Source organism: Pantoea sp. App145, assembly GCF_047947045.1.
Taxonomy (GTDB): Bacteria; Pseudomonadota; Gammaproteobacteria; order Enterobacterales; family Enterobacteriaceae; genus Pantoea.
In genome coordinates, this window is the sequence record NZ_CP133290.1 from 1,101,871 (window position 1) to 1,127,555 (window position 25,685).

Sequence of the window (25,685 nt, forward strand, 5' to 3'; positions counted from 1 at the left end):
CTCACTCCGCCATGCGGATTTTCAGGTAATTGGCCAGATGCCAGACGGTGGTTTCAAGGTGGCTTAACCGCCCCGGCCGGGCCAGACGCGAACGGCTGCCGCGTTGCTGCTCGGCATTGATCCACTGATCTTCATCGATAATGGTCAGGCTACCCTGCTTCATACTCGCGGCGGTCTCGGCAAAGTCATCACGCGCAGCGGATTCAGGCGATACCAGCACCACACGATGCCATTGGGTGGCATGCGGGGAGATGGGCAAAATGGCGCTGATGGAGATACGATCCGGGTTGAGTGAAATCAGGCAGTTGGGATACAGCAGCACCAGCTCGCTATAGCGCATCTGCTCCTCGTTCAGGCCGCTAAAGGGTTGCAGTCCTTCGGTCAGAATCTCGCTCAGCTCACCGTTTTTGCGCAGTGGCTGATGGCAGATGGTCCAGCCCGGGCCATCATCAATGATGGAGCTGAGGCGACCGGGGAAGCTGTCCTCCAGCGTGGTGCGGTGCACCGCCGCGTGGTGGTAGCACTCCATAAAGGTCTCGATGGCCATCTTCCAGTTGTAGGGGCAGTCGTAATCCAGCGTGTAGGCGGTAACCAGATCGGCAAAGTGGTAACGCTCGAAACGCTCTGCCATCGGGGCCAGCCGTTCGGCCATCGACGGCGCATCAGCATTGAAAGTGACGAAAATCATGCCGAATACCACCTCATGGCGAATCTTTGGCAGGCTGCACTGCTGCCGGTCAAAATCCTGCGCCTGATTCATGGATGGCGCACCGCTCAGCTTGCCGTGGGTGTTATAAGTCCAGTTGTGGAACGGACAGATAAACGATCGGCTGTTACCGCTGCCCTGTGCAATCGGTGCCCAGCGATGCAGACAGACATTGGAGAACACCGCAATACCCTCATCGTTGCGCACAATCAGCAGCGGCTCACCCACTACATCCAGGGTGAAAAAATCATTCAGGTTAGCGACCTGCGAGACATGGCCGACAAACAGCCAGTCCTGGCGGAATACCTTATCTTCTTCGAGGCGGAAAAAGCTGTCGCTGTTATAAGCCTCAGGCGGCAGCGTCTCTGCGCGGCTGGCATCATGTCGCTGCTGTTCCAGCATGCGTTGCAGGATGCTGTCACCGTCGTCAAACACCACATCAATTTTCTCGCGATACATTTCACTCTCCTCTGGTGGTGCGAAGGGTCAATGGACCAAGTTCTTTTTCCAGCAGCGGCAATACGCGTTCGCCAAACAGCGTCAGTGAACGGCGCGCATCGGCAATCGGCATATCGCCAAACTGGAAGAAACAGTTGTAATGGCTGGGGCGGATGGCACGGATCTCCGCCAGCATGCGCTCGGCGACGGTTTCCGCGTCGCCAATCATCAGGTTGTTACTCACCGTCTCCAGTGACGGCTCATCCGGCAACGGCGGCGCATGGATAAACGCCTGCTCGCTGACGCTGGTGTTCTCGCGCAGGGCGGCGATCATACGTGCCACAAACAACGCCCGCTCGGCGGCGGCATGCGCCTGCTGACGATTTTCCGTGACGTGGATGTACTGCTGCACCGCCACTGGCATGTCGGCATTCAGACCCGCCTGCTGCCAGCCAAGGCGTGCATCCGCCACCATCTGTTGCAGCTTGTGGCTGCCGCGATAACCAGCGGTAAAAAACGGCGTCGCCTGCCAGCGCTGGAACTGCGCAACCAGCTGCGGATTGGACGAGGTGAGATAGAGCGGCGGCAGCGGCTTTTGCAGGGTGTCGAGCAGAAAATCGGTACGCAGTGGCTGGCCGAAACGGTCCGGCGACTGGGTATGTCCCTGAGTCAGGGCATCGCTGATAAACCGCCAGTGCGCCAGCAGTTGCTGACCCCGGGTTTCCACATCTAAACCGTAACGATCAAACTCCCACGCCTGGTAACCACTGCCGATGCCCAGCACCAGCCGTCCTTCCGTCAGGCGATCCACCAGGGCTATCTCCTGCGCGATACGCATTGGTTGATATAACGGCAGCACCACAACGGCGGTGCCTAAACGGATACGTCGGGCATACCCCGCCATATGAGCCACCAGCATCAGTGGCGATACGCTGAGTGAATAGTTGGTGAAGTGATGCTCGGCAAACCAGGCGGTATCGAAACCGATCTCTTCCGCCAGCAGCACCATACTGCGCATATCCTCAATCACCCCTTGCACACCGCGCGGGTTATCCTTGTAGGACATCAGATTAAACAGACCGAGTTGCATAATTAGCCCCGCGTCCAGCGATAGTGATGTTCAACACGCGCCTGCAACAGACTGAGTACGGTGGTGGCGGCCAGATACCAGATACAGGCGACAATCAGCAACGGAATGTTTTCGTAGGTGCGCGAGTAGATCGCCTGCGCCGAGTAGAGCAAATCCGACAGGGAAATCACGCTCACCAGCGAGGTGGTTTTCAGCATGCCAATCACCTGATTGCCGGTCGGCGGGATGATAAAAGGGATGGCCTGCGGCAGAATCACCCGCTTCAGATACTGGCCGCGCGTCATACCCAGCGCCCGCGCCGCTTCCTGCTGACCATCATCCACCGACGAGATACCCGCCCGGATAATCTCCGCCATATAAGCCGATTCATTCAGGCCAAGACCGAGGATCGCGGCCGCCAGTGGGGTAATCAGATCGTTGGTGCTGCCGCTCCACAGGGTAAACAGGCCGGGAATACCGAGACTGACCTGCGGATAGAGTGCCGCGAGGTTGTACCAGAAAATCAGCTGCACCAGCACCGGTGTGCCCCGGAAGAACCAGATCCAGCCCCGGCTGAAACCGACTACCAGCGGGTTACTGGAGAGACGCATCACCGCCAGTACCACGCTGAGCACGATCGCCAGCAGCATAATCACCAGCGTCAGCCAGAAGGTGGTCCACAAGCCGAGCAGGATAGTGGGTGAAAACAGGTATTTGCCCACCGTGCCCCAGGCGAAATTCGGGTTGGTGATCATCGAATGCGCCACCAGCGCCAGCAGCACGGCCAGCACCAGTGCAGAGATCCAGCGGCCTGGATAGCGCTGTGCCACCACGTGGCGGGTATGATCCGCTGTGGCGTTCAGCGGGGAGGTCAATGTTTTATCCGTCATCAGCGTTCTCTTCATCGTTTCAACCGGACAAATTTAATTAACTGATTAATTAAGATCTACAGTTTGCGTCGGCATCTGTCAATCACTCTGCGCTCACCGCGTGCACACGGGCGAGGAAATCCCGGGTGCGCGGATGGCGGGGAGCGGCGAAAAAGTGTCTGGATTCAGAGACTTCAATAATCGCGCCGTTATCCATAAAAGCGACACGATTCGCCACATCACGGGCGAAGCCCATCTCGTGAGTGACGATCACCATGGTCATACCGTCGCGTGCCAGATCGCGCATTACCGCCAGCACCTCTCCCACCAGCTCTGGATCGAGCGCACTGGTCGGTTCATCAAACAGCATCAGCGAGGGTTTCATCGCCATGGCACGGGCGATAGCCACCCGTTGCTGTTGACCGCCGGAGAGCGCCGCCGGGCGTGAATGATAACGATGGCTCAGCCCGACGCGATCCAGCAGCGCTTTGGCTTCCGCCATGGCCTGCGCGCGCGGCACTTTTTTCACTGTCATCGGCGCTTCCATTACGTTTTCCAGCGCCGTCATATGGCCGAACAGATTGAAGCGCTGAAACACCATGCCGATATTGACGCGGTTGCGCGCCACGTCGGCCTCCTTCAGCTCGTAAAGCTTGTCCCCTTGCAGGCGATAGCCCACCATGCCGCCATTGACCCACAGCTCGCCGCCATCGATCTTCTCCAGATGATTGATACAGCGCAGAAAGGTGGATTTGCCGGAACCGGACGGACCGATCAGGCACACCACTTCCCCCTGCTCAACGCTGAGATCCACGCCTTTGAGGATCTCCACGCCGTGAAACGATTTGGTGACCTGCCGGGCATCCACCATTAACGTTTTGCTCATCTCGCCTCCTGTTCGGTCATGTACCAGGTATTCAGGCCACCGCTGTCGAGGATCAGCATCTGGCCGGTAAAAGACGCCGCCGCATCCGAGGCGAGGAAAGCGACACTGCGTGCCACCTCCTCCCCGCTCACCGGTCGTTGCAGCGGTAGCCGCGCCACCTCGCGTGCCAGCTCCGGTTCGTCAGTGGCCCAGTGGCTATCGGGATCGCGGATCGGCCCCGGACTGATACCGCAGACGCGGATGCCCAGGGACGCCCATTCGATCGACATCTGCGCCGTGAGGTTCACCACCCCGGCTTTCGACGGCCCAAAGGCCCCGGCATTGGGGTAACAACGATGGGCCGAGGCCCCGGCTATGTTGATGATGACGCCCCCCGGTGCCATCAGCCGCACCGTTTCCACACTGATCACAAAGGTGCCGGTCAGCTGGGTATGCAGCACCTGCTGCCATTGTTCGTCGCTCAGTTCCAGCAACGGTGCCGCAGCCGAGGCACCGGCGTTATTCACCAGCAGGCACGGCGTACCGAGGGTATGCACCACCTGTGCCAGCACCTGCTGCACCGCATGGCGGTCGGTGATATCAACCTGCCAGAACGCCGCGTCTGCGCCCTGCTGTTGTAATTGCACAACGGCCTGTTGCGCCGCATCACAATCGTTGCGTACCAGCAACGCGATGGCATAACCCTGCTGCGCCAGCTCGCGGGCCATGTGCAGCCCGACGCCGCGCGAACCGCCGGTAATCAGCGCAGTTTTTACGCTGTGCATAATGTTGGCTCCTGAGTTAAGGCCTGATGGCGCGCCAGCAGCGATGTGCCACAGATGTAGCCCCAGGTCAGATTGGGACCGAGTGTCGTCCCGGCCCCCACCGCTTTGCTGCCGATCGGATTCGCCATCGCCGCACCGGCGCAATACAACCCGGCCAGCGGCTGGCCATCCCGATGCAACACGTTGCCGCTGGCATCGGTACGCGGCCCGCCTTTGGTGGCGAGGAAGGTACGGTTAAAGGGGATAGCAATAAAAGGTGCATGGCAGATCGGTGCCAGACCGCCCTGCAAGCGCCGGTCTGCTTTGCCATGTGCAGCGCTGAGATGGCGCGAGAAATCCACATCCAGCCCCTGCGCACAGCTCTGATTAAACCGCGCCACACTGGCTTGCAGCGCCCCGTCCGGCAACGCCAGTTGTTGCTCCAGCTGTGCCAACGTTGCGGCCTGGCGGATCCAGCCGGGTGAGCGCCAGCGGTAGTAACGCAGCAGTGGCGCACGCCGCAGCAGATGCACATCGCTGATCAGCCATACCGGCAGATGTCGCGGTTGTCCCTGATCATCACGCGCATCCAGCTCGGCCCCCAGATTGAAGACAAATTCATTGGTAAAGCGCTGGCCGTGACGATTCACCAGGATCGCGTTAGGTTCGTAATGAAAGAAGATCGATAGACCACTCCAGGGCTGGCCCGGCAGCGCCGGGATACCACCACTGATAGTGGCCTGATCCATATGTGCCAGCTGCGCACCGGCTGCCTCTGCCATACGCTGTCCGTCACCGCTGTTATCCCGCGGGCTGGCGATAAAGTCGTACGGACCGGGAAAGTGCTGACTGCGGCGTTGTTGATCCCATTCAAATCCCCCACTGGCGATCACCACGCCGCAGCGTGCTGTCACCTCCAGCACTTTCCCCTGATGCAGATAACGCACACCGCTGACCTGATGGCTGCCATTCATCAGCAATCGCTCCGCCGCCGCTTCAGTGATCAACTCACAGCCCGCCGCCTGGCAGGCATCAAGCAAACCAGCCACCAGCGCCGCGCCTTTGGTCAGCTCTCCGCGCCACTGGCGACGCAGCAACTGCGGCAGATGACGCAGATACGTGCGCACTGGCTGATGCCAGAGATCGCTGCTCAGCAGTTCGTGGTAGGTAAACAGACGCGGCAACGGCGTGGGCCGTAAGCGCCACCGCCGCCGGGGTTGTAACGGCAGCGGTGCCAGCATCCGACCCTGCTGCACTGCCCCCGCCAGTGGCCACAGAGGATCGCTCTCCCCAGTGAGGGCAAAACGCAATGCGCTGTGTTGTTCAATAAATGCCAGCATTGACGCGGCCTGTTGCGTCATGGCCTGCCACAGCGCATCTTCGGTGCTTTGCCAGCCATCGGGAGCCGCTGCGCGCAGATAGTCGAGTGCCTGCTGCGCTGAATCTGCCAGCCCGGCTGCGCGCGCATGGTGGTTAGCAGGCACCCAGGTGGCACCACCGGACATCGCCGTGGTGCCACCCAGCCAGGCGCTTTTTTCCAGCACCAGTACGGATAAGCCTCCGACCGCCGCGCGCAGCGCTGCACACAGCGCCGCGCCGCCGGAGCCGATGATCAGCACATCACACTGGCGTTGCTGCACCGTCATAATGGCTGCGTGCTGGTGAGGTTGATGCCGGGTTTATCCAGCTTCATCGCCTCCAGATCCCACTTCTCCATGATCCTGTCGTAAGTGCCGGTTTCATGCAGCACGTTGAGCGCCTTCAGCAGTACATCCGCCAGCTGAGTGTTCTCTTTCGCCACCACGATGCCGAGGTAGTATTTCGGCATCAGCGGCATCTGCACGGTGCGGATCGGATGTGGCGCTTTTTTCTTAATATCATCGACCGAGGCCGCATCATTGAGGACGAAATCCACGCGTCCCGAATAAAGGCCCAGCAGCACCGCGTCCGCAGAAGGCAATGTCACCTGCTGGATCGCCGGTTTACCGTTTTTGGTACAGTTCGGGCTGTAGATCTCGCTGATGGCTTTTTCGAAGTCAGTGCCGGTCTGTACGCCTACTTTCAGGCCACACAGGGTCAGCGGATCATTGGTGATGGATGTCTCGCTGGCGAGGGTGTACACCTCGCTGGTGGCGTAGGCATAGTTAACAAACGAAACCTGCTTTTCACGTTCGTCACTGTCAGAGATGCACTCCATCGCCACATCGTAGCGACCACTTTTCACCCCAGGGATCAGACCGGCGAAATCAATCGACACCGGTTTGACTTTAACGCCCAGTACCTGGCCGAGTGCATCCCACAGATCCGGCTCGAAACCGACCATGGTTTTATTATCTTCGGCGAAGGATTCGCACGGCGGGTAATGGGCATCGGTGACCAGGTTGAGGGTTTTACTGCTGCGGATTTTTTCCGGCAGCTGGGCATGCAGGTCAGCATGCATTTTCAGCGGTGCGTCAGCCGCCTGAACAGCAGATTGCGTGAGGACAGAAACCAACAGCGATGCAGCAACAACCAGACTTTTCATTCTCATGCTTTTAACTCCAGTAGAAAGGCAACATGCCTGAAGACCCTGATGACTTAAAAAAGCAAAAAACGAAGATGGTGCGCAGGAAGAATTGCAAGCGCTATGCCAGTTTTTAAATAACTGATTAATTAATCATGGGCGCACAGAGCGCAAGGGATAGCGTGCCAGGCGGCGGCTGGTGCGGCCTGGCGCGTTGAACAGAGAATCACCAACGGAGTGCAGAAAGTGAGCTAATGGTGCAGAGATTGACCAGCCTGGATTATTTTGACGGCAGACACCCAGGCAATGCCTGATAGCGCGAGCAGTCAGCGGCGACTGCCTGCTCGCTGTGCGGCGTGCCTGCGGGCGCCCAGCGATAATCCACCATGTAGGCACGATAAACGGTGTTTGATACATAATGGTCGCGCGGCATCGCTTTGCCATAAAACGGGCTGACATACTCCCAGACGATTTGCCCCTGCGGCGTCACCTGAAACAGCCGTCCGCTCTGCCCTTCATTGATCAGCGTGTTGCCATTCGGCAGACGCTGGGCATTGCTGATATAAGCGCTATAAAAGGTGGAGATCGCCTGGCCCGATTTCTCACCGGTGTATTCCCAGACAATCTGTCGGGTCTGCGGGTTTACCTCAATCACGCGTGATGCAGAGAAAAAGCCCTGCCGGGTGGGTGGAAAACCGGCATTGCCCTGGTTGTCGAAAATCAGCAGATTACCGGCACCAGGTAATCCCGGCCCGATCATATGTACATCGTGTTCACCAATCATCTGATCGAGCGGGCGTGGTAGCGGCGTATCCAGTTTCAGGGCCGGATAATCTGGCCCGATACGCCACACCACTTTGCCGCTGTGACGATCGATAATCACCGCGACATTGCCGTTGCGAGAGTTAAACAGGATGTTGTCCGGGGCAAACCGTTGATCCCCCTGATCGAACCAGTGATTCGGACCGAGTGGTGCTGCGGTATTCATATGCAGGAAATCGGCATCGTTGCTGTCGCGGAGCATCAAAAGCTGCGCCGCAGAAAAACCCAGTTCATCCAGATGATCGGCCACCGACCAGCTCCACACTTTTTTACCCTGCGGCGAGACCTCTTCAATGCTGTTATCAATAATCCGATAAGGATAACCCGGCAGCTGCCGCAACGCGGCCCCCAGTACCAGGGTATTGCCATTGGGCAGACGCTGGATCTCATGATGCTGATGCACCGGCTGCTGCTGGCTACCGTAGTGCCACTGTACCTTGCCGTTCCAGTCCACTTCCGCCACGCTGGCATTCACCAGCCCGTTACCGGGATTGGCCTCAGCTGCCAGCTTTTGCTGCCGTTCCAGCTGCACCAGCAGATGGCCGGGTTGACCACCGGCCCGATCCAGCGGAACCGGCCAGCTGGGAAAACCTTCGTAATGCCAGCGCTGCACCTCTTTACCGGTCATATCGATCAGGTGGGTTTGGTTATCACTGCCGGGAAACAAAACAAAACCGTTCCAGGCGCGCGCGGGATCGTACCAGGTCACGCCAGTGGGTATGGCGCTGGGAATGGCTGAAGCGGTAAAACTGGCTGCCAGTAGCAGGCCGCCAGACAACCTTGCCGCATATCGCATGGTTCACCATCCTGTGTCTGAGAAATGGAAAAGCCCTTAAAGGGTAGAAGCGAATAGTGACAGGATTAGTCCGAATGGGGCATGGCAGGAAAAAAGCAGCGGGCGAACCCGCTGCCTGAAGGATCAGAAGAAGCCGAGTGGCTGGGTGCTGTAGCTCACCAGCAGATTTTTGGTTTGCTGATAATGATCGAGCATCATTTTATGGGTTTCGCGGCCAATGCCGGATTTTTTGTAACCGCCAAACGCCGCGTGGGCCGGGTAGAGATGGTAGCAGTTGGTCCACACACGCCCGGCTTTAATCGCGCGTCCCATACGGTAAGCCCGGTTGATATCGCGCGTCCAGACACCGGCACCGAGTCCGTACATGGAATCATTGGCGAGGGCGATGGCTTCCGCTTCATCTTTAAACGTCAGCACCCCGACCACTGGCCCAAAGATTTCCTCCTGGAACACGCGCATGCTGTTGCTACCTTTCAGCAGCGTCGGCTGGATATAGTAGCCGCTGGCAAACTCTTCACCCACGCTTTCAATGCCGCCGCCATGCAGCACCTGCGCCCCTTCCTGCTGGGCAATTTCCAGATAGGAGAGGATTTTATCAAACTGCTGCTGTGACGCCTGGGCCCCGATCATCGTTTCGGTATCCAGCGGATTGCCCCGTTTAATGGTTTTGATACGTTTCATCACCGCCGCCATAAACGGTTCGAAGATCGATTCCTGCACCAGCGCACGTGACGGGCAGGTACAGACTTCGCCCTGATTCAGGAAGCCCAGCACCACCCCTTCTGCCGCTTTCTCAATGAAGCTCTCCTCCGCCTGCATAATGTCTTCGAAGAAGATATTGGGGGATTTACCGCCCAGCTCGACGGTGGACGGAATCAGGCTTTTCGCCGCCAGTTCGAGGATATGGCCACCGGTGGCGGTCGATCCGGTAAAGGCAATTTTGGCGATGCCGGGATGTGAGGCCAGCGCTTCACCGGCTTCTTTACCGTAACCATGGACCACGTTAATCACGCCGGGTGGCACCAGGTCTTTAATCAACTCCATAAACAGGGTGATGGACAGCGGCGTCTGTTCCGCCGGTTTCAGCACCACGCAGTTACCGGCTCCCAGCGCCGGTGCCAGTTTCCACGCCGCCATCAGCAACGGGAAATTCCACGGGATAATCTGCCCCACCACGCCCAGCGGTTCATGGAAGTGGTAAGACGCGGTGAATTCATCAATTTCCGCCGCCGTCCCTTCCTGGGCGCGCACGCAACCGGCGAAATAGCGGAAGTGGTCCACCGCCAGCGGCATATCGGCGGCGAGGGTCTCGCGCACCGGCTTACCATTATCCCAGGTTTCATTGACGGCCAGGTATTCGAGGTTTTCCTCCAGACGATCGGCGATTTTCAGCAGCACCAGCGAACGCGCCTGCGGCGAGGTTTTTCCCCAGGCATCCGCCGCCTTGTGTGCGGCAGCGATAGCGTTATCGACATCATCACGGTCAGAACGCGGGAACTCACCAATCGGCGACGCATTGATCGGCGAGGTGTTAACGAAGTAGTTACCGTTCACCGGTGGCACAAACTCACCGTTGATAAAGTTGCCATAACGCTGTTGTAGTGTAATCAGAGAACCTTGTTCTCCAGGAGCGGCGTAACGCATGGTTTTCTCCTTGCGGGACAGAAGTGATATGCAACAACTTTGAAACCTGTTATTAACATTGATCGATCAAAGCCACGCTGTCAGATCTGCCGATGGGAAACTGTGACCGCGCCGAAGGAAATTCTGGCATTACAGATTACTGCGCGCGATAAATCGCGCCGCTACGGTTAACAATGCATGTATCTGTAGCGGCGCGATTTATCGCGCAACGTTTAAACACAGATAATTCTGAGTTTTGCCTGCCACGCAGCAAAAAGCGAAACATGGCCCTTAAATAGGGTCAATATGAAACAGGACACTAACCAGGAGAAAGAGATGTTGGCTTCAGCCCTGACGTTAATGCGCGCCAAAGCAAACTTTGTTCATCAGTTCATTCGTAACCCCCGCAAGATGGGAAGCATTACCCCCTCCTCCGCCACGTTGTGCCGTACCATGACGGATGCCGTGAACTGGGATCACAGCCTGCGTATTGCCGAGCTGGGGGCGGGAAATGGCGTACTGACGCGGCAGATTCTGGACCGCATGTCACCGCAGGCGCAACTGGATGTGTTTGAGATCAGCCCGGAGCTGGTCAAGACGCTACGCACCTTGCCGGATGATCGGATGCAGGTTCGCGCCTGTTCAGCGGAGTATTTGTGCGGGGAATATGATGCGATCTTTTCTGGTCTGCCATTGCTCTCGCTGCCGCCGACCACGCGCGAAGCGATTTTGCGTGCCGTCCATGATGCGCTGGGTCCACATGGCGTGTTTGTGCAGTTTCAGTACACCTCGCTCACGCAGCCCAGCCTGTCACGTTATTTCACCTGGCAGCGCCAGCGGGTGCTGAAAAATGTGCCACCCGCCTGGGTCTATCGCTGCACCCGTCATTACGCGCCCTGAGCCTGCACGCGCGGCTGAGGTCGCGTTTGCTGCCAGAAGCTGCGCAGCAGTTCCCGCGCCCAATCTTCGCCCACCAGCTCGCTGCCATCGTCAGACTCACCCGGTGGCAGACAGGCTAACATGATGTTGCGGCTGAATTCCGGGTGGAATTGCACCGATAACGCCTGTGCGGAATAACGCAAAATCTGGCAACCATCCTGTTCAGAGGACGCCAGGACCTGCGCCTGCGCCGGAGGGGTGATCACTGACTGACGATGCGACAACCAGGCCTCGAAATCATCCGGCAGCGCACCCAGCCAGGGATCATTTTCTGCCTGCGGATGGCGCGTCAGCGCCTTGAGTCCCCGCTCCCAGCCATTGGGGTTGTCGGCCACTTTGCCTCCCAGCGCATAGGCCATCAGCTGATGCCCGTAGCAGACGCCGAGCAGCGGCAACTCCGCTTCCAGCGCAGCGCGAATCCAGGCGGCGGTGCGTTCACTCCATTCGGCATGGTCGGTGACCATCGCCCAGGAACCGCTGAGGATCGCCCCGCTGATGCTGTCAAACGCAGGTAGCGCATCGCCAAGGTGCGGACGCACAATCACGTAATCAGCAGGCTGTAATGCCAGAGCATCAATAAACCAGGCGGGTTGTTCACCAATTTGCGCCACAACGGCCGGTGGTGGGACTTCAAGTTGAATTAAGGCAAGGGGTAACGCGCGGGTCTGTGTCATTCCGAAGACTGTCCTCTGCAAGGTCATATTTCGGAAAACCAGTCTGACAGTAATTACCTGCAATGTCTTATATTTTTCGCAGTTAAGCATTTACAGAAATTATTTTTACCCGTTCTGCACCAAATACATCGCTTCATGCCATGATTAGCCGGTGAAAACAAAATTTGTGTGAAGGATGACATTGTGGCGGTGCGGCATTTTTTTGTGGTTCTGATGGTGGTCTCCATCTGGGCCTTCAACAACATAGCGATAAAGTGGGGATTACTGGAGCTTCCGCCACTGTTCCTGACCTGGATGCGCTTTGTGGTGGTGGCGATTGTGCTGATCCCCTTCTGCCGCATCACCCGTGAACAATTGCCGTGGCTGCTGGCTCTGGCCTTCACCTTTGGTTTTATGCACTTCTCGCTGTTGTTTGTCGGCATGCGTTATACCGACGCCGGGACCGGTGCGATTGTAGTGCAGCTTGGCACCCCGATCGCCATGCTGCTGGCGATGGTGATACTGAAAGAGAAGCTACGCCTGGTGCAGCTGATTGGCATCGCGATATCCCTGAGTGGCGTGGTGGTGCTGTCCGGCAGCCCGACCATTCCCGCCTGGTGGGTACTTTGCATCCTGCTGTGCAGTGCCACCGGCTGGGCAGTGAGCAATATGATTGTGAAAAAATCCCCGCCAATTAAGCCGCTAACGCTAACCGGATGGATTTCGTTCCTGGCGGTGCCGATTGTCGGTGTGGCGTCCTGGCTCACTGAATCACAACAATTTTATTCTCTGAGCCATGCTGGCTGGCGTGGCTGGTTTGGCATTCTCTACAGCGCCCTTGCTTCGTCGATCGTCGCTTATACCCTGTGGTACGCGCTGCTGAAAAAGTACAACGTCAATCTGATCATGCCCTACTCGCTGCTGACCCCGGTACTGGCGGTGCTGATGGGAATTGCTATTCTGGGCGATAGCCTGAACAGTTTTAAGATCCTGGGCGCTTCTCTGGTGGTACTGGGTACGGCGATTGCGGTGATTAACCTGCGTAATCTGCGCATGCACGCGCGATTTCCGCGTCTGCGCCGTCGCTGAGCGACTTGTGAACCGCGATTTATCCGGAGGCTTCGCATGGATTATTCACTCGCTGCCGCACTCTGGCAGCAGATGTGGCAGGGATTACGCGGCGCAGACGACACTGCGCCCCCGCTGGCCTTTTCCCAACCCGATACCTTTCGTTCCTGCTACGCCGTCAGTGAACTGGCGGCCACCAGCATCGGCCTCGCCACCCAGGCGCTGAGCGATTTACTGGGCCGTCCGGCACCGGTAAGTGTTAATGTGCGGCTGGCCTCGCGCTGGTTCCAGCATAGCTTTATCCCCCTTAATCGCCCACCCGCGGCGCTGTGGGACCCGTTTGCCGGTGACTATGCCACCGCAGATGGCTGGATCCGCCTGCATACCAACGCGTCACATCATCGGCAGGCGATGGAAAGCGTGCTCGGCGTGCATGCGGATCGCACTGCGCTGGCGGCGGAAGTGCGGCAGTGGTCAGCCGGGACGCTGGAACAGGCGGTGGTGGATGCGGGTGGCTGCGCCGCCGAAATGCGCAGCGTGCAGCAGTGGCAACAACATCCGCAGGGGATCGCCGTCAGCCAGGAACCGTTGTTCGCCCGTCAGGCCATGGCGGATGGCCCCCTCCCTGACTGGGCACTCAGTGCGGCGCGGCCATTGTACGGCATTCGCGTGCTGGACCTGACACGCATCATTGCTGGCCCGGTCGCCACGCGTTTTCTCGCCAGCCTTGGTGCCCGGGTGCTGCGTATCGATCCCCCCGACTGGCAGGAACCGACACTGGAAGAGGAGATCACCAGCGGCAAACGCTGCGCCCGGCTGGACCTGAAAAGCCGTGACGGGCTGGCACAGCTACGTAGGTTACTGTCCCAGGCGGATGTGCTGGTGCATGGCTATCGCGCTGATGCGCTGGAGAAACTGGGGCTGGATGCTGCCACACGCCAGCAACTGTCACCAGGGCTGGTGGATGTCAGCCTGAATGCCTGGGGATGGAGTGGTCCGTGGCGCAACCGACGCGGTTTCGACAGCCTGGTGCAAATGGCGAGCGGCATTGCACATCAGGGGATGCAGTGGAGCGGAAGCGCGGTACCGACACCCTTACCGGTGCAGGCGCTGGATCACGCCACCGGTTATATGCTGGCTGCCGCAGTACTGGAAGGATTACGCCAGCGACGCAGTAACGGCACCGGCTGGCAGGCGCGTTTGTCGCTGGCGCGCACTGCGCTGCTGTTGCAGCAGCACGGTTTTGCGCCTGGCAATGAGCAAACCGGCATCGCCTCGCAACCGGACGATGCCCTGCCCGCGCTGGAAATTACCCACTGGGGTATTGGTGCAAGGCTGCGTGCCGCGTCATATTTGCCCGGCACGCCCCAGCTGTGGGCGACACCGGGTGTGCCACTCGGCAGCAGCGCTCCCCGCTGGTAAGTTACTCTGCGTCGTCTTCGCTTTCCGCCAGCTCGTCGCGCATCGCCTGAATCGCTTCACGGCTCAGCATCGCCAGCGTACGGTAGAACGCGGTGCTGGCATGCGCTTCCACTTTGCCCAGGAACGCACCGCACCACGGCAGCAGGTAATCATCAAACAGCGCCAGTTGTGCGGCAGACTCATCTTCCGCCGACTGGTCTTCCAGCCAGGAAGCTGCCAGCAGCAACTGACCGAAATGATCCGCAGGGGCTTCACCCAGCGGCATGCCACGCGAGCTAAGAAACGCGCGCACCTCAGCTTCGGTTGGCCCGTTCGGCCACTGCGATGCGTAAGGCGGCACGCTGCAATCGCTGCCCACGAACAAGGCGTTGTAATCCGCCGCCAGCGCCTGCGGGTCGCTGTTCTGTTGCAACCGGGTCAGCAACTCATCCTGCTCCAGCGGCCACTGCGCCTGTAATTTGCCTTCACGTAACAAAGTGAACAGCGGCATCAGCAGCGGGTCCTGCGGCTGACGATTGAACAGCGAGCCGATGACGCGGCAAAGAATGGAAAACTCATTCATACAACAGGATTCCTTGAGGAAAAAATTTAAAAATCCGCCAGTTCGGCAATATGCTTGCCGGTGCGCTGTTCGAGAAAATCGAGCAGGCGGCGCGGCGTGACATTTAACACGCGATCTTCGGGAAAATCCACTTCCCGCGTAATGCGCAGACAATGCTCGAAATGACCGAGAGTAAAGGCGGTATGGGAATCGGAACCAAACGCCAGACGGCCTCCGGCATCACGCACCGCTTCAGCGATAGCGCGACAGTTGGGCTCACTGCCTGGGCGTGAATGGGTGAACGACGAGTTGTTGATCTCCAGCGCCACATCATAATGCGCCGCCGCTTCGGCAATGGCGCGGATATCGACCGGAAACTTAGGATTACCCGGATGGCTGATGATATGCACCAGGCCGCCAGCCATCGCCGCGATCATCGCTTCGGTATGGTGGGCTTTATCGCGCGGGGCATACACCGGCTCATGGAAACCGGCGACGATCAAATCCAGCGCGTCCAGCATCGGGCCGCTACAGTCGATCTCACCCTGCTGATTTTTGATATTGGCTTCAATGCCACGCAACACACCGACACCATCAATCACGCGCGGCCAGATGCGCATGTTGACGAAGTGCCAGTAATGCGGCGCATCGGCCATATCCGGACCGTGATCGGTAATCGCGAACAGCTTCAGACCGTTTTGTTTCGCCTGCACGACATAGTCATGCAGCGTGCTGTAGGCATGGGTACTGGCAACGGTATGCATATGTAAATCGACGGGATACATCGGTTTCTCCTGACAGGCCGTCTGCAACAGGCAAACGGCAAAGTGATTTAATAACCGCGCTGACGATCAACCAGACCGGGGGCTTGCTGCCCCTGCTCCAGCTTAAGTATGGCATCTGCAATATAATCCATCGCCTCTTGCGGCAACGTCATTGCGGCATTATGTGGCGTAATTGTGACATGCGGATGTGACCAGAGTGGATGGTCTGCCGGTAATGGCTCGGTCTGGAACACATCCAGCGTCGCGGCCGCCAGCTGCCCGCTGTTGAGTGCCGCCAGCAAATCGTCCTCCACCACATGCGCACCACGCGCAATATTGAGGAAAAATGCCCCTTGTGGCAGACAGGCAAACAATTTTTTATCGATCAGGTGGGTGGTTTCTGCTGTGGTCGGCAACAGATCAATCAACACCTGGGTGCCATCCAGAAAGGCTGCCAGCTGGTCAGCGCCATGAAAGGTTTGTATTCCCGCCAGGGTTTTCGGCGAGCGGCTCCAGCAACGCACCGGAAACCCCCACTGGACCAGGCTCTGTGCCACGCTGCGGCCCAGTACGCCCGCGCCGAGGATGCCAATGGTGAAATTTTCCCGCGTGTAACCATCAAGCTGCTGCCACTGCGCCTGCTGTTGCAGGCGTTGATAGTCAGCGAAGCGACGAAACCAGCCCAGTACACACCAGGTGGCATACTCCTGCATCTGCAGCGCCATACCGGTATCTTCCAGCCGGAATAACGGTACGCTGGCCGCTAACATTTGCGGATGCTGCTGTACCTGTTGCAGGATTTCGTCTACCCCCGCCCCCATGCCAAAAACGCCTTTCAATGCCCGTCCACTGAGCATTTCTACCGGCGGCGAACGGACCACCGCGTAATCCGCCGGGGCGTTGTCGCCTGGCTGCCACTGCCGCACCTGCGCCTGCGGCAATCGCTGTTGTAACCCACTGAGCCAGCTCTCCGGGTCTATCGATGGGTGATACCAGATGATCTCCATACTGCTCTCCATTTTTTTCCCTCAGACTCAGGGAAATAGCGCCGCAGGGCAAGTAAAAACCTTAGCGTTAATGCAATTTCTGCCGTGATTAATTCAGGGTGCTTCACATTTCCGGCGCTGCAGGCGGCCATCCCCCCCGATAGCGACTAAAGTTGTTTGGGTGGTCAATGCGTTAGCGCACCACTTTTTCGGACAAGGAGAAAAACCGATGATAAAAAATGTCGTATTCACGCCGGGGCATTTTCGCCTGTTGCTCAGTACCGCCCTGCTGATGGGGGCCGTCACTGCCGGGGCCGCAGATAACAACCGGATGCTCAGTAGCCAGCCACAACCACCCGACGTGCGTCTCGGCCCCCTCTTCAATGCCGTTCAGCAGGCTAAATTTTATCCGGACCAGAAAACCTTTGCCGATGCGGTCCCGAAATATAATCCCTCTTCGATTCTTGCCGACTGGCAGATGCAAAAGAACCAGCGCAACTTCGATTTAAAACATTTCGTCAATGCCAACTTCACCCTGCCTGCCACCCAGGATAACTATGTGCCACCTGCCGGGCAGAGCCTGCGCGCGCACATTGATGGCCTGTGGCCGGTCCTGACGCGTTCAACCCCCAACACCGGCCAGTACGATTCGCTGCTGCCGCTGCCGAAACCTTATGTGGTTCCCGGTGGTCGCTTCCGTGAGGTTTATTATTGGGATAGCTACTTCACCATGCTCGGTCTGGCGGAGAGCGGTCACTGGGATCGGGTACAGGATATGGTGGATAACTTCGCCTCTGAGCTCGATCGTTACGGTCATATCCCCAACGGTAATCGCAGCTACTATCTGAGTCGCTCGCAACCGCCGTTCTTCAGCCTGATGATCGATTTGCTGGCAAGCCATGACGGTGATGGCGTGTATACGAAGTATCTGCCGCAGTTGCAGAAGGAATATGACTACTGGATGGCAGGCAGTGACAACGTCGCCGCAGGCCAGGCCAGCCAGAGGGTGATCAAACTGAGCGACGGCACCCTGCTTAACCGCTACTGGGACGATCGCGATGTGCCACGTACCGAATCCTGGCTGGATGACGTCAACACCGCGCAGAAGGCACCGCAACGCGATATAAAGCAGGTGTACCGCGATCTGCGTGCAGGTGCAGCCTCCGGCTGGGATTTCAGTTCCCGCTGGTTTACTGATGCGCATAATCTGGCCTCGATCCGCACCACGCAGCTGGCACCTGTTGATCTGAACAGTTTGCTGTTCCATCTGGAACAGACCTTAGCCAAAGCGGAGAAGCTGGCGAAAAACAACGATCGGGCACAGCAGTTTGCCGCGCAGGCAGAGAAACGCCAGGCGGCGATTAATCGTTATCTGTGGAATGAGCAGCAGGGTTGGTACGCCGATTACAACTGGCAGAAAAAGCAGGTGCAACCACAGCTAACCGCCGCCACCCTGTTCCCGCTTTATATGCAGCTCGCCAGTGATAAACAGGCGGATCGCACGGCTAGCGCAGTGGAGAAACAGCTGCTGAAACCCGGTGGACTGGTGACCACCACGGTGAATAACGGCCAGCAATGGGATGCACCGAATGGCTGGGCCCCCCTGCAATGGGTAGCCGTGACCGGGCTGGAACATTATAAGCAGCCGCAGCTTGCACAGCAGATTGGTCAGCGCTTCCTGCAAAACGTCCAGATGACCTATGACAAACAGCACAAGCTGGTAGAAAAATACGTGGTGGAAGGTGCCCAGCTTGGCGGTGGCGGCGGTGGTGAATATCCCCTGCAGGACGGCTTCGGCTGGACTAATGGCGTGACGCTGATGCTGCTCGACAAATATTGTCCGAAAGATAAAACCTGTAATAGCGCACGGGATATTCCCAATATGCCAACGCTAACCACGGCGCATTAATACACATCCTGTAGCGGCGCGATTTATCGCGCGTCTTTAAAAACCGCGCGATAAATCGCGCCGCTACGGCATTGCCCCTTCAATTCCCCCGTAGCTCCCTCGGACTGTTAATTTTCCTCACAGCAATGCGGCGTTTTTTTTACATCTTGAAATGACCTTATCTAAAAGATAATAATTCTCACTCTAATTTTTATTTCTATTAACGCTTTCTGGCAGCCCACTGCCTTTTTCTGTCTGAGGACTTATCATGACCCGCCTGTTTACCCTCAATCGTTGCCGTGTGTTTTGCACACTGGCACTGGCGTTGCCCGGCATCAGTTTCGCCGAGGATGCGCTGGTGGTGACCGCTCAACCACAGGAGAACGCCACTTCGCCGACCCAGGGTTACCTGGCCACCCGCAGCAGCGGCGCGAGTAAAACCGACCAGCCACTCATCACCACACCACAGTCAATTTCGGTGGTCACACGGCAACAGATGGAAGACCAGGGGGCAACCGATCTTAATCAGGCCCTGAATTACACCCCCGGCGTGTTTACCAACTTTGGCGGTGCCGCCACCCGTTATGACACCATCTCGCTGCGCGGCTTCCACGGTGGCGATGTGGATAACACCTTCCTCGACGGCCTGCGCGTGATGAGTGATGGCGGCAGTTTCAATGTGTTGCAGGTGGATCCCTGGTTCCTCGATCGCATCGACGTGATCAAAGGTCCTTCCTCGGCGTTATATGGTCAGACGGTACCCGGCGGCCTGGTGAATATGGTGAGCAAACGCCCGCAGTTCGCCGAAGAGGGGCACTTCCGGCTGTCAACCGGCACCAATGCCACCAACAGCGCCGCCTTTGATTACACCAATGCAATCAACGATCAATGGGCGTTTCGTCTCACCGGCATCACCCGCAACAGCGACACGCAATACGATCATACCCGCGAAGAGAAGTACGCCATTTCGCCCCAGTTGATGTGGCAGCCGGACGAAGATACCAGCCTGATTCTGCGTGCTTACCTGCAAAAAGATCCTTCCGGTGGTTATCACGGGTCCGTCCCTGCCGAAGGTACGCTGTACAGCCATAATGGCCGCAAGCTGAGCGACAGTTTCTATGAAGGGGATAGTGCCCTCGATCAATTCAAACGTCATGAGCAGATCTATAGCTATGATTTCTCCCATCGTTTCAATGAAGTGTGGTCGGTGCATACCACCGGCAGCTACAGCCACTCCAATGTTGATCTGGACCAGGTCTACCAGATTGGCTGGGATGCCACCAACCCGGACCTGCTGACCCGTTATTATTCCGGTGAGCGCTCCTCGCTGTCAGCGTGGGCGACGGATAACCAGTTGCAGGCAGATTTCAGCACCGGCGCATTGCAGCATCGTGTCACCCTCGGCGCTGAGTATCATCGTTATAAGAACGATATTTTGAGTGCCAGCGGCTATGCCAGCTCACTCAATCCGTGGACCGGCGAAGCGGTGGGTACCATGCCGGATTATGACTGGGCCGCAGAGACGCGCCGTTACTATCAAACCGGTCTCTATTTACAGGATGAGTTACAGCTGGATCGCTGGCATATGGATCTTTCCGGCCGTTATGATCGTATCGTCTCCGAAAATGGCACCAGCCGCCGCCAGGACGACCATATCAGTGGCCGTGCAGCCCTGCTGTATGCCTTGGATAATGGTATTTCGCCTTATGTCAGCTGGAGCCAGGCAATTACGCCCGCCTCGCTGACCGATCCCAATGGCAACCAGTTGAAACCGACCACCTCCGAGCAATATGAAGCCGGGGTGAAATACCAGCCGGTGGGCACACGGGATATGTACTCGGTTGCGGTGTACGACCTGACACAGAACGATGTCGCCAACCGTGACGTGATATCCGGCACCTATACGCCTTCCGGCAAGGTCCATTCACAGGGGATCGAACTGGAGGCACGCAATCAGCTCACTCCGCGCTTCAGCACCCTCGCCGGTTATACCCTGAACCACCTGCGCTTTAAGGACTCGGTGGATGGTAACGATGGTCATACGCCTTACGTCACCCCCAACAGCATGGCGTCCTTCTGGGGTCATTATCAGTTTGATTATGGTCTGAGTGCCGGTGCGGGGATACGTTACATTGGCAAGCAATGGGCAGATAACGAAAACACCACGCGTCTGCCGTCAGTGACGCTGTTTGATGCTTCAGTGCGTGCTGATTTGAGCGCGTGGAACTCAGGTCTGAAAGGGGCGTGGTTGCAGGTGACCGCCAATAACCTGACTGACCGTAAATACCTTGCAGCCTGTTATGGTACCGGTTATTGCTACCGTGGTGCGGAACGTACCGTGACGGCAACCATCGGCTATGATTTTTAAATCTTAAGTCCCGTAGCGGCGCGATTTATCGCGCGGGTTTTAAAAGACGCGCGATAAATCGCGCCGCTACGGAATGCGGTAATAACTAACTGCGAACTTTACGGTAAATCCACAGCACCACGATGGAACCAATGACCGCCACCACGAAGCTGCCGAAGTTAAATCCATCCACCTTACCAAAGCCAAACAGGGTACTGATCCAGCCGCCGACAACCGCACCCACCACGCCGAGAACCACGGTCATAATAAATCCACCGCCGTCTTTACCTGGCATAATCCATTTAGCAATAATCCCGGCAATCAGGCCAAAAATAATCCATGAAATGATACCCATTTGTTGCTCCTTACTTTATTAATCAAGGTGTTCACAGCGATAAGTATAGTCCGGGATTTTTGATCTGCTGCACAAACGCAACGGGAAAAAATAGTTAGCAGACTAAAGCTTCTTTATCCTGTACCGATAACAGTCGCAAAGCCGCGCAGGCGTGATGGTAACGATCGGAAAGTGGAGCAGGACGTGAAAGAAGCCGATAAAGAACAATATCTGAAACGAGGCACATTGGCGGTTCTGAATGTGATGAAAGACCTGTTACGTTATCAGACCCCGCTGATGGTGAGCGTCTCCCACAGTCAGTTTATTAGTCGAATGCTGGCAACGGACGAAGATCAGGTGATCTTCGACCTCGGCAGCAATGCGCAGGATAACGCCCTGGCGTTAAGTAGCGGCGAAGTCAACATCGCGGCGGAAACCCAGGGAGCGAAGGTGGAATTCAGCCTGAGCGGTTTGCAGCAAGTGACTTATGAAGGGCTGCCTGCCTTCAGTGCCCCTTTGCCGGAGCTGGTGTGGCAAATTCAGCGCCGCGAATTTTTTCGCGTCAGCGCGCCACTGGAGCCGGCATTCTGGTGCCACAGTGAATGGCCGGACGGCAACAAAGTGCGTTTTCGTTTGCAGGATCTGTCGCTGGGTGGCATTGGAGTGCTGGTGGATGAAAAGCTGCCCGAAGGCCTGAGCCAGGGCGACTCGTTTAAAAATCTGCGCGTCGAACTGGGGGAATATGGTCATTTTGAGGTGACGGCACAACTGCTGCATATTGGCGAGCGCAGCACCGTCACCAGCAAAAATGAAACCCGCATCACCCCGCGTCTGAGTTTTCGCTTTACTGCGATTGAACCGGTGCAGGAGCGCCAGCTGCAGCAGGTGATCTTTGCGCTGGAACGCCTGGCACGTGACAAGGCAAATCGATTCCAGTAACCATCACGGCGCGGCCTGCCCGCGCCGCACTGTTCCAGACTAATGGGGCTGATAACGGCAGCGTGAGACTGCGTCCAGCCAGCCTTTATAGTTTTCCTGTATCTGTTTCGCCCGCTCCTCACGTGGATAGATCACGCTGCCACCCTGCAACGCCGCCATTTCACTGCCCTGCTGCCACCAGCTCAGCGTACGTCCGGCCAGCAATGCTGCGCCCAGCGCCGACACTTCCGGCGTCGGTGCCCGGTGCAGCGGACGCTGTAGCACATCGGCCTGCAGCTGCATCAGCCAGCTGTTTTCCGTGGCGCTGCCATCCACGCACAGCGTCGCCAGCTGCACGCCACTCGCCTGTTCCATGGCGAAAAACACATCGGCGATCTGAAAGGTGATCGATTCCAGTGCCACCCGCGCCAGCACCTCAGGTGTCGCCGCATCGGTTAAGCCGCATAACATGCCGCGTGCTTTCAGATCCCACCAGGGCGCGCCCAATCCGGACAGCGCCGGAACAAAATAGACACCCTGGTTATCTGGCGTGCTTTGCGCCATGCGCGTCAGTTCCCGTGGATCGCTGACACCAATCATGCGCCCGAGCCAGGCTGCGCCAGAACCTGTGTGGGTGATATTGCCCTCAAAGGCAAAACGCAAAGTGCCGTCATGCCAGGCCACCGTGGTGCTGAGGCCGTTTTCCGTCAGCAACGGCGTAGCCATCGACATCATCAGCGACGATCCGGTGCCGTAAGTGGCCTTCACCACCTCCTCGCTGCCGCTGCGCTGTGCCTGTAACGCCGCATGGGAATCACCGATACGCGCCAGCAGCGGCGTACCGGGTGCTAAACCGGGGATATCGCCAAGGGTCACCACTCCCTGCGCACTGGCAGAAGGAACAATTTGTGGCAGGGCAGCGCGCGGAATATGAAACAACGCCAGCAGCTCATCATCCCAGTCACCCGCATGCAGGCTATACAACTGGGTGCGGGCCGCATTGGCATGGTCGGTCACAAAACACTCGCCGCCGGTGAGTTGCCAGCTTAACCAGCTATCAACGGTGCCGATGCACAGCTCTCCTGCCTGCGCACGCGCCAGACCGTCCGGCAGCGTCGCCAGCATGCCGGTCAGTTTGGCGGCGGGAAACATCGGGTCAACCGCCAGCCCGGTCAGGCCAGTGATGCGTGCCGCTTTGCCCGCCTGGCGCAAATCACGGCAGAACGATTCGGAACGGCGGTCCTGCCAGCTCACCAGCGGGGTGAGCGGCTGCCCGTCACGCCGCTGCCAGATCAGCACCGACTCACGTTGATTGCTGATCGCCACGGCGGCTACCGGTGCGCCGCCGCATTGTGCCAGGCAATCCGTCACCGCCTGTTTTACCGCCTGCCAGATCGCCAGCGGGTCCTGCTCCGCCAGCCCCGGTTGCGGATGGGCCAGCGTCAGCGGCTGGCTGCCACGTGCCACTACCGTGCCACTGCGGTCCACGGCAATCGCTTTGGCGTTGGTAGTGCCCTCATCAATCGCCAGTATTAACGGCCCTGCCATGTTCACGCTCCTGCGCAAATGCGCACTGCATTGTTCACTACGCCAGCAGCATCAATGCTATGCCGGGCACGGGTAGAGGCGCGATCTCCGGCGATGGCGTATTGCCCATCCGGGATACCCAGCCGTAACAGCGGGATGCCACAGCCCCCTTCGGCCAGCACCTCCGCCACCAGGCTGCCTACGCCGCCGTTAACGTTATGTTCTTCCACGGTGATCACCGCTGGATAGTGATTTAACAGGTCGCGCAGCTGTTGGGTATCACAAGGGCGAATCGATGGAATGGCGATCACACCTGCATCGATCCCCTGCGTCTGCAACTGCTCTGCCGCCGTGACAATTTCGTGTACCGTCGATCCCATCGCCACCAGCGCAATGTCGCGCCCGGTGCGCAATACATCAATCTGGCCCGGGCGGAACTGGTAGTTTTCATCGTGCAGTTGCGGCAGGTCTTTACCATCAAGACGGATATACACCGGTCCAACATGTTCCAGCGCGTAATCAATGATCTGACGACACTCCAGCGGGCAGGAAGGCGCATAGATTTCGATGTTGCCAAAGCCACGCATCACGGCGATGTCGTCAATGCTGTGGTGGGTGCTGGCCAGCGGGCCGTAACTGGCCCCGGCATTCAGGCCGAACAGCTTAACGTTGGTGTTGTTGTAGCAAACATCGACTTTCACCTGTTCATTGGCGCGTGAAATCAGAAAAGGCGCAGCGTTACAGGTCGCCGCCACTTTGCCGCCGATCGCCAGCCCGGCAGCGGTGCCCACCAGGGTTTGCTCGGCGATGCCGACATTCACCAGCCGATCCGGGAATGCCTTGATAAAGGGAGATATTTTGGCGGTAGATGTCGAATCCGCCACCACCGGCACCAGATCGATACCACGATTGACCGCGTCAATAAACGCGTTGACCATCACGTTGGCCAGGTGTTGTGCATTACTCATCTTTCAGCTCCTCCAGTGCCTGTGCGACTTCTTCTCCCTTCGGTACCCGGTGATGCCACTCGGCCTTGCTTTGAATAAACGAAACACCAAAGCCTTTTTCGGTATCAGCCACCACCACCTGGGGTTTGCCATTGCGCGGCAGGTTTTCCAGCGTCGCCACCACCGCTGCCATATCGTTACCGTTGCATTCGGTGACTTCTAAACCGAATGCGCGCCATTTTTCCGGCAGAGGATCGGTGTTCATGATGTCGCGCGTATGTCCTGCCAGCTGTAACTTGTTCTTATCGTTGATAATCACCAGGTTATCGAGGCCATAATGCGCCGCCACCAGCGCCGCTTCCCAGTTACTGCCCTCCGCCAGTTCACCGTCGCCGGTCACCACATAAATCATGCGGTTGCTGCCATCCTTTTTCGCTGCCAGCGCGATCCCGACAGCCACCGGTAAACCGTGGCCGAGCGCGCCGGTATTCAGCTCGACACCCGGGGTTTTTTGTCGTACCGGATGGCCCGGCAGGTGCGAATCGGCATGCTGATAGGTTGGCAGCCAGTCGCCAGGGAAATAGCCCGCTTCCGCCAGCACGCAGTAATAACCGCCCACCGCATGGCCTTTGGACTGGATATAGATATCGCGCTGTGAATCGTTAGTCCGATCGGGCGCACAATTGAGAATGCGGAAATAGAGGGCTGTCAGGATTTCCACCTGCGACAGATCGGCGCCGGTGTGTCCACCTGCCGGGCTGCCCGCATTGAGCTGGATAATCCGCCGACGCACCGCCCGCGCTTTGGCGGTCAGCTCAGCCACAGAGTATTTGAAAGGATTCATGGTTACCTCTGAATTTTAAATCGAATCTGAATATATATTCCTGCATAGCAAA

General features: G+C 57.8%; 23 protein-coding genes. 6 read left to right on the top strand and 17 right to left on the bottom strand.

Annotated features, from left to right (window positions below; all coding sequences use genetic code 11):
• Position 1: 1 nt before the first annotated feature.
• From RCF31_RS04930 to RCF31_RS04970, 9 genes are all read right to left on the bottom strand, one after another.
• Positions 2 to 1,165, bottom strand: a complete 1,164-nt coding sequence (locus tag RCF31_RS04930; protein WP_416412684.1) for an aromatic ring-hydroxylating oxygenase subunit alpha — start codon at positions 1,163 to 1,165, stop codon at positions 2 to 4.
• A 1-nt stretch (position 1,166) separates the two neighbouring features.
• A complete protein-coding gene (locus RCF31_RS04935) occupies positions 1,167 to 2,234 on the bottom strand; it encodes an LLM class flavin-dependent oxidoreductase (RefSeq protein WP_416412685.1) in 1,068 nt (355 codons plus the stop codon).
• A gap of 2 nt (positions 2,235 to 2,236) precedes the next feature.
• The gene (locus tag RCF31_RS04940) at positions 2,237 to 3,118 is read right to left on the bottom strand and encodes an amino acid ABC transporter permease (RefSeq protein WP_416412686.1); all 882 of its coding nucleotides are present in this window, start codon (positions 3,116 to 3,118) and stop codon (positions 2,237 to 2,239) included.
• 67 nt (positions 3,119 to 3,185) lie between these two features.
• Complete coding sequence (locus RCF31_RS04945) at positions 3,186 to 3,968, bottom strand: amino acid ABC transporter ATP-binding protein (protein WP_299452239.1); 783 nt, start codon at positions 3,966 to 3,968, stop codon at positions 3,186 to 3,188.
• Positions 3,965 to 4,732, bottom strand: coding sequence for an SDR family NAD(P)-dependent oxidoreductase (locus tag RCF31_RS04950; protein WP_416412687.1), 768 nt, complete (start codon positions 4,730 to 4,732; stop codon positions 3,965 to 3,967). Before RCF31_RS04950 ends, RCF31_RS04945 begins: the two co-directional genes overlap by 4 nt.
• Positions 4,720 to 6,357 (bottom strand): FAD-dependent oxidoreductase, encoded by a 1,638-nt coding sequence (locus RCF31_RS04955; protein WP_416412688.1) that lies wholly within the window; start codon positions 6,355 to 6,357, stop codon positions 4,720 to 4,722. Before RCF31_RS04955 ends, RCF31_RS04950 begins: the two co-directional genes overlap by 13 nt.
• Positions 6,354 to 7,241, bottom strand: coding sequence for an ABC transporter substrate-binding protein (locus tag RCF31_RS04960; protein WP_416412689.1), 888 nt, complete (start codon positions 7,239 to 7,241; stop codon positions 6,354 to 6,356). Before RCF31_RS04960 ends, RCF31_RS04955 begins: the two co-directional genes overlap by 4 nt.
• 253 nt (positions 7,242 to 7,494) lie before the next feature.
• Positions 7,495 to 8,832 carry an aryl-sulfate sulfotransferase gene (locus RCF31_RS04965; protein ID WP_416412690.1) on the bottom strand — a complete coding sequence of 446 codons (1,338 nt, stop codon included), beginning with the start codon at positions 8,830 to 8,832 and terminating at the stop codon, positions 7,495 to 7,497.
• 123 nt (positions 8,833 to 8,955) lie between these two features.
• Entirely contained in the window at positions 8,956 to 10,476 is a 1,521-nt protein-coding gene (locus RCF31_RS04970) for an aldehyde dehydrogenase family protein (protein WP_084873965.1), read from the bottom strand.
• A 315-nt stretch (positions 10,477 to 10,791) separates the two neighbouring features.
• On the opposite strand from RCF31_RS04970, the gene RCF31_RS04975 reads away from it, so the two are divergent.
• Positions 10,792 to 11,355 (top strand): class I SAM-dependent methyltransferase, encoded by a 564-nt coding sequence (locus tag RCF31_RS04975; protein WP_299452226.1) that lies wholly within the window; start codon positions 10,792 to 10,794, stop codon positions 11,353 to 11,355.
• Here the strand turns inward: RCF31_RS04975 and RCF31_RS04980 are convergent.
• On the bottom strand, positions 11,343 to 12,068 hold the full coding sequence (locus RCF31_RS04980; protein WP_416412691.1) for a glutamine amidotransferase: 726 nt from the start codon (positions 12,066 to 12,068) through the stop codon (positions 11,343 to 11,345). The genes RCF31_RS04975 and RCF31_RS04980 overlap by 13 nt on opposite strands.
• A gap of 183 nt (positions 12,069 to 12,251) precedes the next feature.
• Between RCF31_RS04980 and RCF31_RS04985 the strand changes: the two genes are divergently transcribed.
• Both RCF31_RS04985 and RCF31_RS04990 read left to right on the top strand, forming a co-directional pair.
• Positions 12,252 to 13,136, top strand: a complete 885-nt coding sequence (locus RCF31_RS04985) for a DMT family transporter (RefSeq protein ID WP_208717104.1) — start codon at positions 12,252 to 12,254, stop codon at positions 13,134 to 13,136.
• A 36-nt stretch (positions 13,137 to 13,172) separates the two neighbouring features.
• Entirely contained in the window at positions 13,173 to 14,537 is a 1,365-nt protein-coding gene (locus RCF31_RS04990; RefSeq protein ID WP_416412692.1) for a CoA transferase, read from the top strand.
• A 1-nt stretch (position 14,538) separates the two neighbouring features.
• Here the strand turns inward: RCF31_RS04990 and RCF31_RS04995 are convergent, their stop codons facing one another.
• Genes RCF31_RS04995 through ghrA form a run of 3 tightly spaced genes read right to left on the bottom strand, consistent with a single transcriptional unit; the run spans position 14,539 to position 16,849 of the window.
• Positions 14,539 to 15,099, bottom strand: coding sequence for a TorD/DmsD family molecular chaperone (locus RCF31_RS04995; protein WP_084873960.1), 561 nt, complete (start codon positions 15,097 to 15,099; stop codon positions 14,539 to 14,541).
• Between the two features lie 26 nt (positions 15,100 to 15,125).
• Positions 15,126 to 15,863, bottom strand: coding sequence for a phosphatase (locus RCF31_RS05000; RefSeq protein ID WP_208714704.1), 738 nt, complete (start codon positions 15,861 to 15,863; stop codon positions 15,126 to 15,128).
• Between the two features lie 47 nt (positions 15,864 to 15,910).
• Positions 15,911 to 16,849 carry a glyoxylate/hydroxypyruvate reductase GhrA gene (gene ghrA, locus RCF31_RS05005; RefSeq protein ID WP_416412693.1) on the bottom strand — a complete coding sequence of 313 codons (939 nt, stop codon included), beginning with the start codon at positions 16,847 to 16,849 and terminating at the stop codon, positions 15,911 to 15,913.
• A 208-nt stretch (positions 16,850 to 17,057) separates the two neighbouring features.
• Between ghrA and treA the strand changes: the two genes are divergently transcribed.
• Both treA and RCF31_RS05015 read left to right on the top strand, forming a co-directional pair.
• Entirely contained in the window at positions 17,058 to 18,737 is a 1,680-nt protein-coding gene (treA, locus tag RCF31_RS05010) for an alpha,alpha-trehalase TreA (protein WP_416412694.1), read from the top strand.
• 247 nt (positions 18,738 to 18,984) lie between these two features.
• Complete coding sequence (locus RCF31_RS05015) at positions 18,985 to 21,084, top strand: TonB-dependent siderophore receptor (RefSeq protein ID WP_416412695.1); 2,100 nt, start codon at positions 18,985 to 18,987, stop codon at positions 21,082 to 21,084.
• 85 nt (positions 21,085 to 21,169) lie between these two features.
• On the opposite strand, the gene RCF31_RS05020 is transcribed toward RCF31_RS05015, so the two are convergent.
• Positions 21,170 to 21,418, bottom strand: a complete 249-nt coding sequence (locus RCF31_RS05020) for a GlsB/YeaQ/YmgE family stress response membrane protein (protein WP_299452209.1) — start codon at positions 21,416 to 21,418, stop codon at positions 21,170 to 21,172.
• A gap of 183 nt (positions 21,419 to 21,601) precedes the next feature.
• Here RCF31_RS05020 and RCF31_RS05025 point away from each other — a divergent pair, with 183 nt between their 5' ends.
• Positions 21,602 to 22,336: a flagellar brake protein gene (locus tag RCF31_RS05025; RefSeq protein WP_299452207.1), complete on the top strand. Its 735-nt coding sequence runs from the start codon at positions 21,602 to 21,604 to the stop codon at positions 22,334 to 22,336.
• Positions 22,337 to 22,375: 39 nt separating this feature from the next.
• Here RCF31_RS05025 and RCF31_RS05030 read toward each other — a convergent pair whose 3' ends face one another.
• From RCF31_RS05030 to RCF31_RS05040, 3 genes are read right to left on the bottom strand one after another with little or no spacing between them, the layout of a single operon-like run.
• A complete protein-coding gene (locus tag RCF31_RS05030) occupies positions 22,376 to 23,863 on the bottom strand; it encodes an FGGY family carbohydrate kinase (RefSeq protein ID WP_416412696.1) in 1,488 nt (495 codons plus the stop codon).
• 2 nt (positions 23,864 to 23,865) lie between these two features.
• The gene (locus RCF31_RS05035) at positions 23,866 to 24,810 is read right to left on the bottom strand and encodes a transketolase family protein (RefSeq protein ID WP_299452201.1); all 945 of its coding nucleotides are present in this window, start codon (positions 24,808 to 24,810) and stop codon (positions 23,866 to 23,868) included.
• On the bottom strand, positions 24,803 to 25,633 hold the full coding sequence (locus RCF31_RS05040; RefSeq protein ID WP_416412697.1) for a transketolase: 831 nt from the start codon (positions 25,631 to 25,633) through the stop codon (positions 24,803 to 24,805). The genes RCF31_RS05035 and RCF31_RS05040 overlap by 8 nt, the downstream gene beginning before the upstream one ends.
• Positions 25,634 to 25,685: the final 52 nt, after the last annotated feature.

Coding starts and splice junctions, on each gene's coding strand:
- RCF31_RS04930 (WP_416412684.1), bottom strand. CDS start 1,165: ATGTATCGCGAGAAAATTGATGTGGTGTTTGACGACGGTGACAGCATC.
- RCF31_RS04935 (WP_416412685.1), bottom strand. CDS start 2,234: ATGCAACTCGGTCTGTTTAATCTGATGTCCTACAAGGATAACCCGCGC.
- RCF31_RS04940 (WP_416412686.1), bottom strand. CDS start 3,118: ATGAAGAGAACGCTGATGACGGATAAAACATTGACCTCCCCGCTGAAC.
- RCF31_RS04945 (WP_299452239.1), bottom strand. CDS start 3,968: ATGAGCAAAACGTTAATGGTGGATGCCCGGCAGGTCACCAAATCGTTT.
- RCF31_RS04950 (WP_416412687.1), bottom strand. CDS start 4,732: ATGCACAGCGTAAAAACTGCGCTGATTACCGGCGGTTCGCGCGGCGTC.
- RCF31_RS04955 (WP_416412688.1), bottom strand. CDS start 6,357: ATGACGGTGCAGCAACGCCAGTGTGATGTGCTGATCATCGGCTCCGGC.
- RCF31_RS04960 (WP_416412689.1), bottom strand. CDS start 7,241: ATGAGAATGAAAAGTCTGGTTGTTGCTGCATCGCTGTTGGTTTCTGTC.
- RCF31_RS04965 (WP_416412690.1), bottom strand. CDS start 8,832: ATGCGATATGCGGCAAGGTTGTCTGGCGGCCTGCTACTGGCAGCCAGT.
- RCF31_RS04970 (WP_084873965.1), bottom strand. CDS start 10,476: ATGCGTTACGCCGCTCCTGGAGAACAAGGTTCTCTGATTACACTACAA.
- RCF31_RS04975 (WP_299452226.1), top strand. CDS start 10,792: ATGTTGGCTTCAGCCCTGACGTTAATGCGCGCCAAAGCAAACTTTGTT.
- RCF31_RS04980 (WP_416412691.1), bottom strand. CDS start 12,068: ATGACACAGACCCGCGCGTTACCCCTTGCCTTAATTCAACTTGAAGTC.
- RCF31_RS04990 (WP_416412692.1), top strand. CDS start 13,173: ATGGATTATTCACTCGCTGCCGCACTCTGGCAGCAGATGTGGCAGGGA.
- RCF31_RS04995 (WP_084873960.1), bottom strand. CDS start 15,099: ATGAATGAGTTTTCCATTCTTTGCCGCGTCATCGGCTCGCTGTTCAAT.
- RCF31_RS05000 (WP_208714704.1), bottom strand. CDS start 15,863: ATGTATCCCGTCGATTTACATATGCATACCGTTGCCAGTACCCATGCC.
- ghrA (WP_416412693.1), bottom strand. CDS start 16,849: ATGGAGATCATCTGGTATCACCCATCGATAGACCCGGAGAGCTGGCTC.
- treA (WP_416412694.1), top strand. CDS start 17,058: ATGATAAAAAATGTCGTATTCACGCCGGGGCATTTTCGCCTGTTGCTC.
- RCF31_RS05015 (WP_416412695.1), top strand. CDS start 18,985: ATGACCCGCCTGTTTACCCTCAATCGTTGCCGTGTGTTTTGCACACTG.
- RCF31_RS05020 (WP_299452209.1), bottom strand. CDS start 21,418: ATGGGTATCATTTCATGGATTATTTTTGGCCTGATTGCCGGGATTATT.
- RCF31_RS05030 (WP_416412696.1), bottom strand. CDS start 23,863: ATGGCAGGGCCGTTAATACTGGCGATTGATGAGGGCACTACCAACGCC.
- RCF31_RS05035 (WP_299452201.1), bottom strand. CDS start 24,810: ATGAGTAATGCACAACACCTGGCCAACGTGATGGTCAACGCGTTTATT.
- RCF31_RS05040 (WP_416412697.1), bottom strand. CDS start 25,633: ATGAATCCTTTCAAATACTCTGTGGCTGAGCTGACCGCCAAAGCGCGG.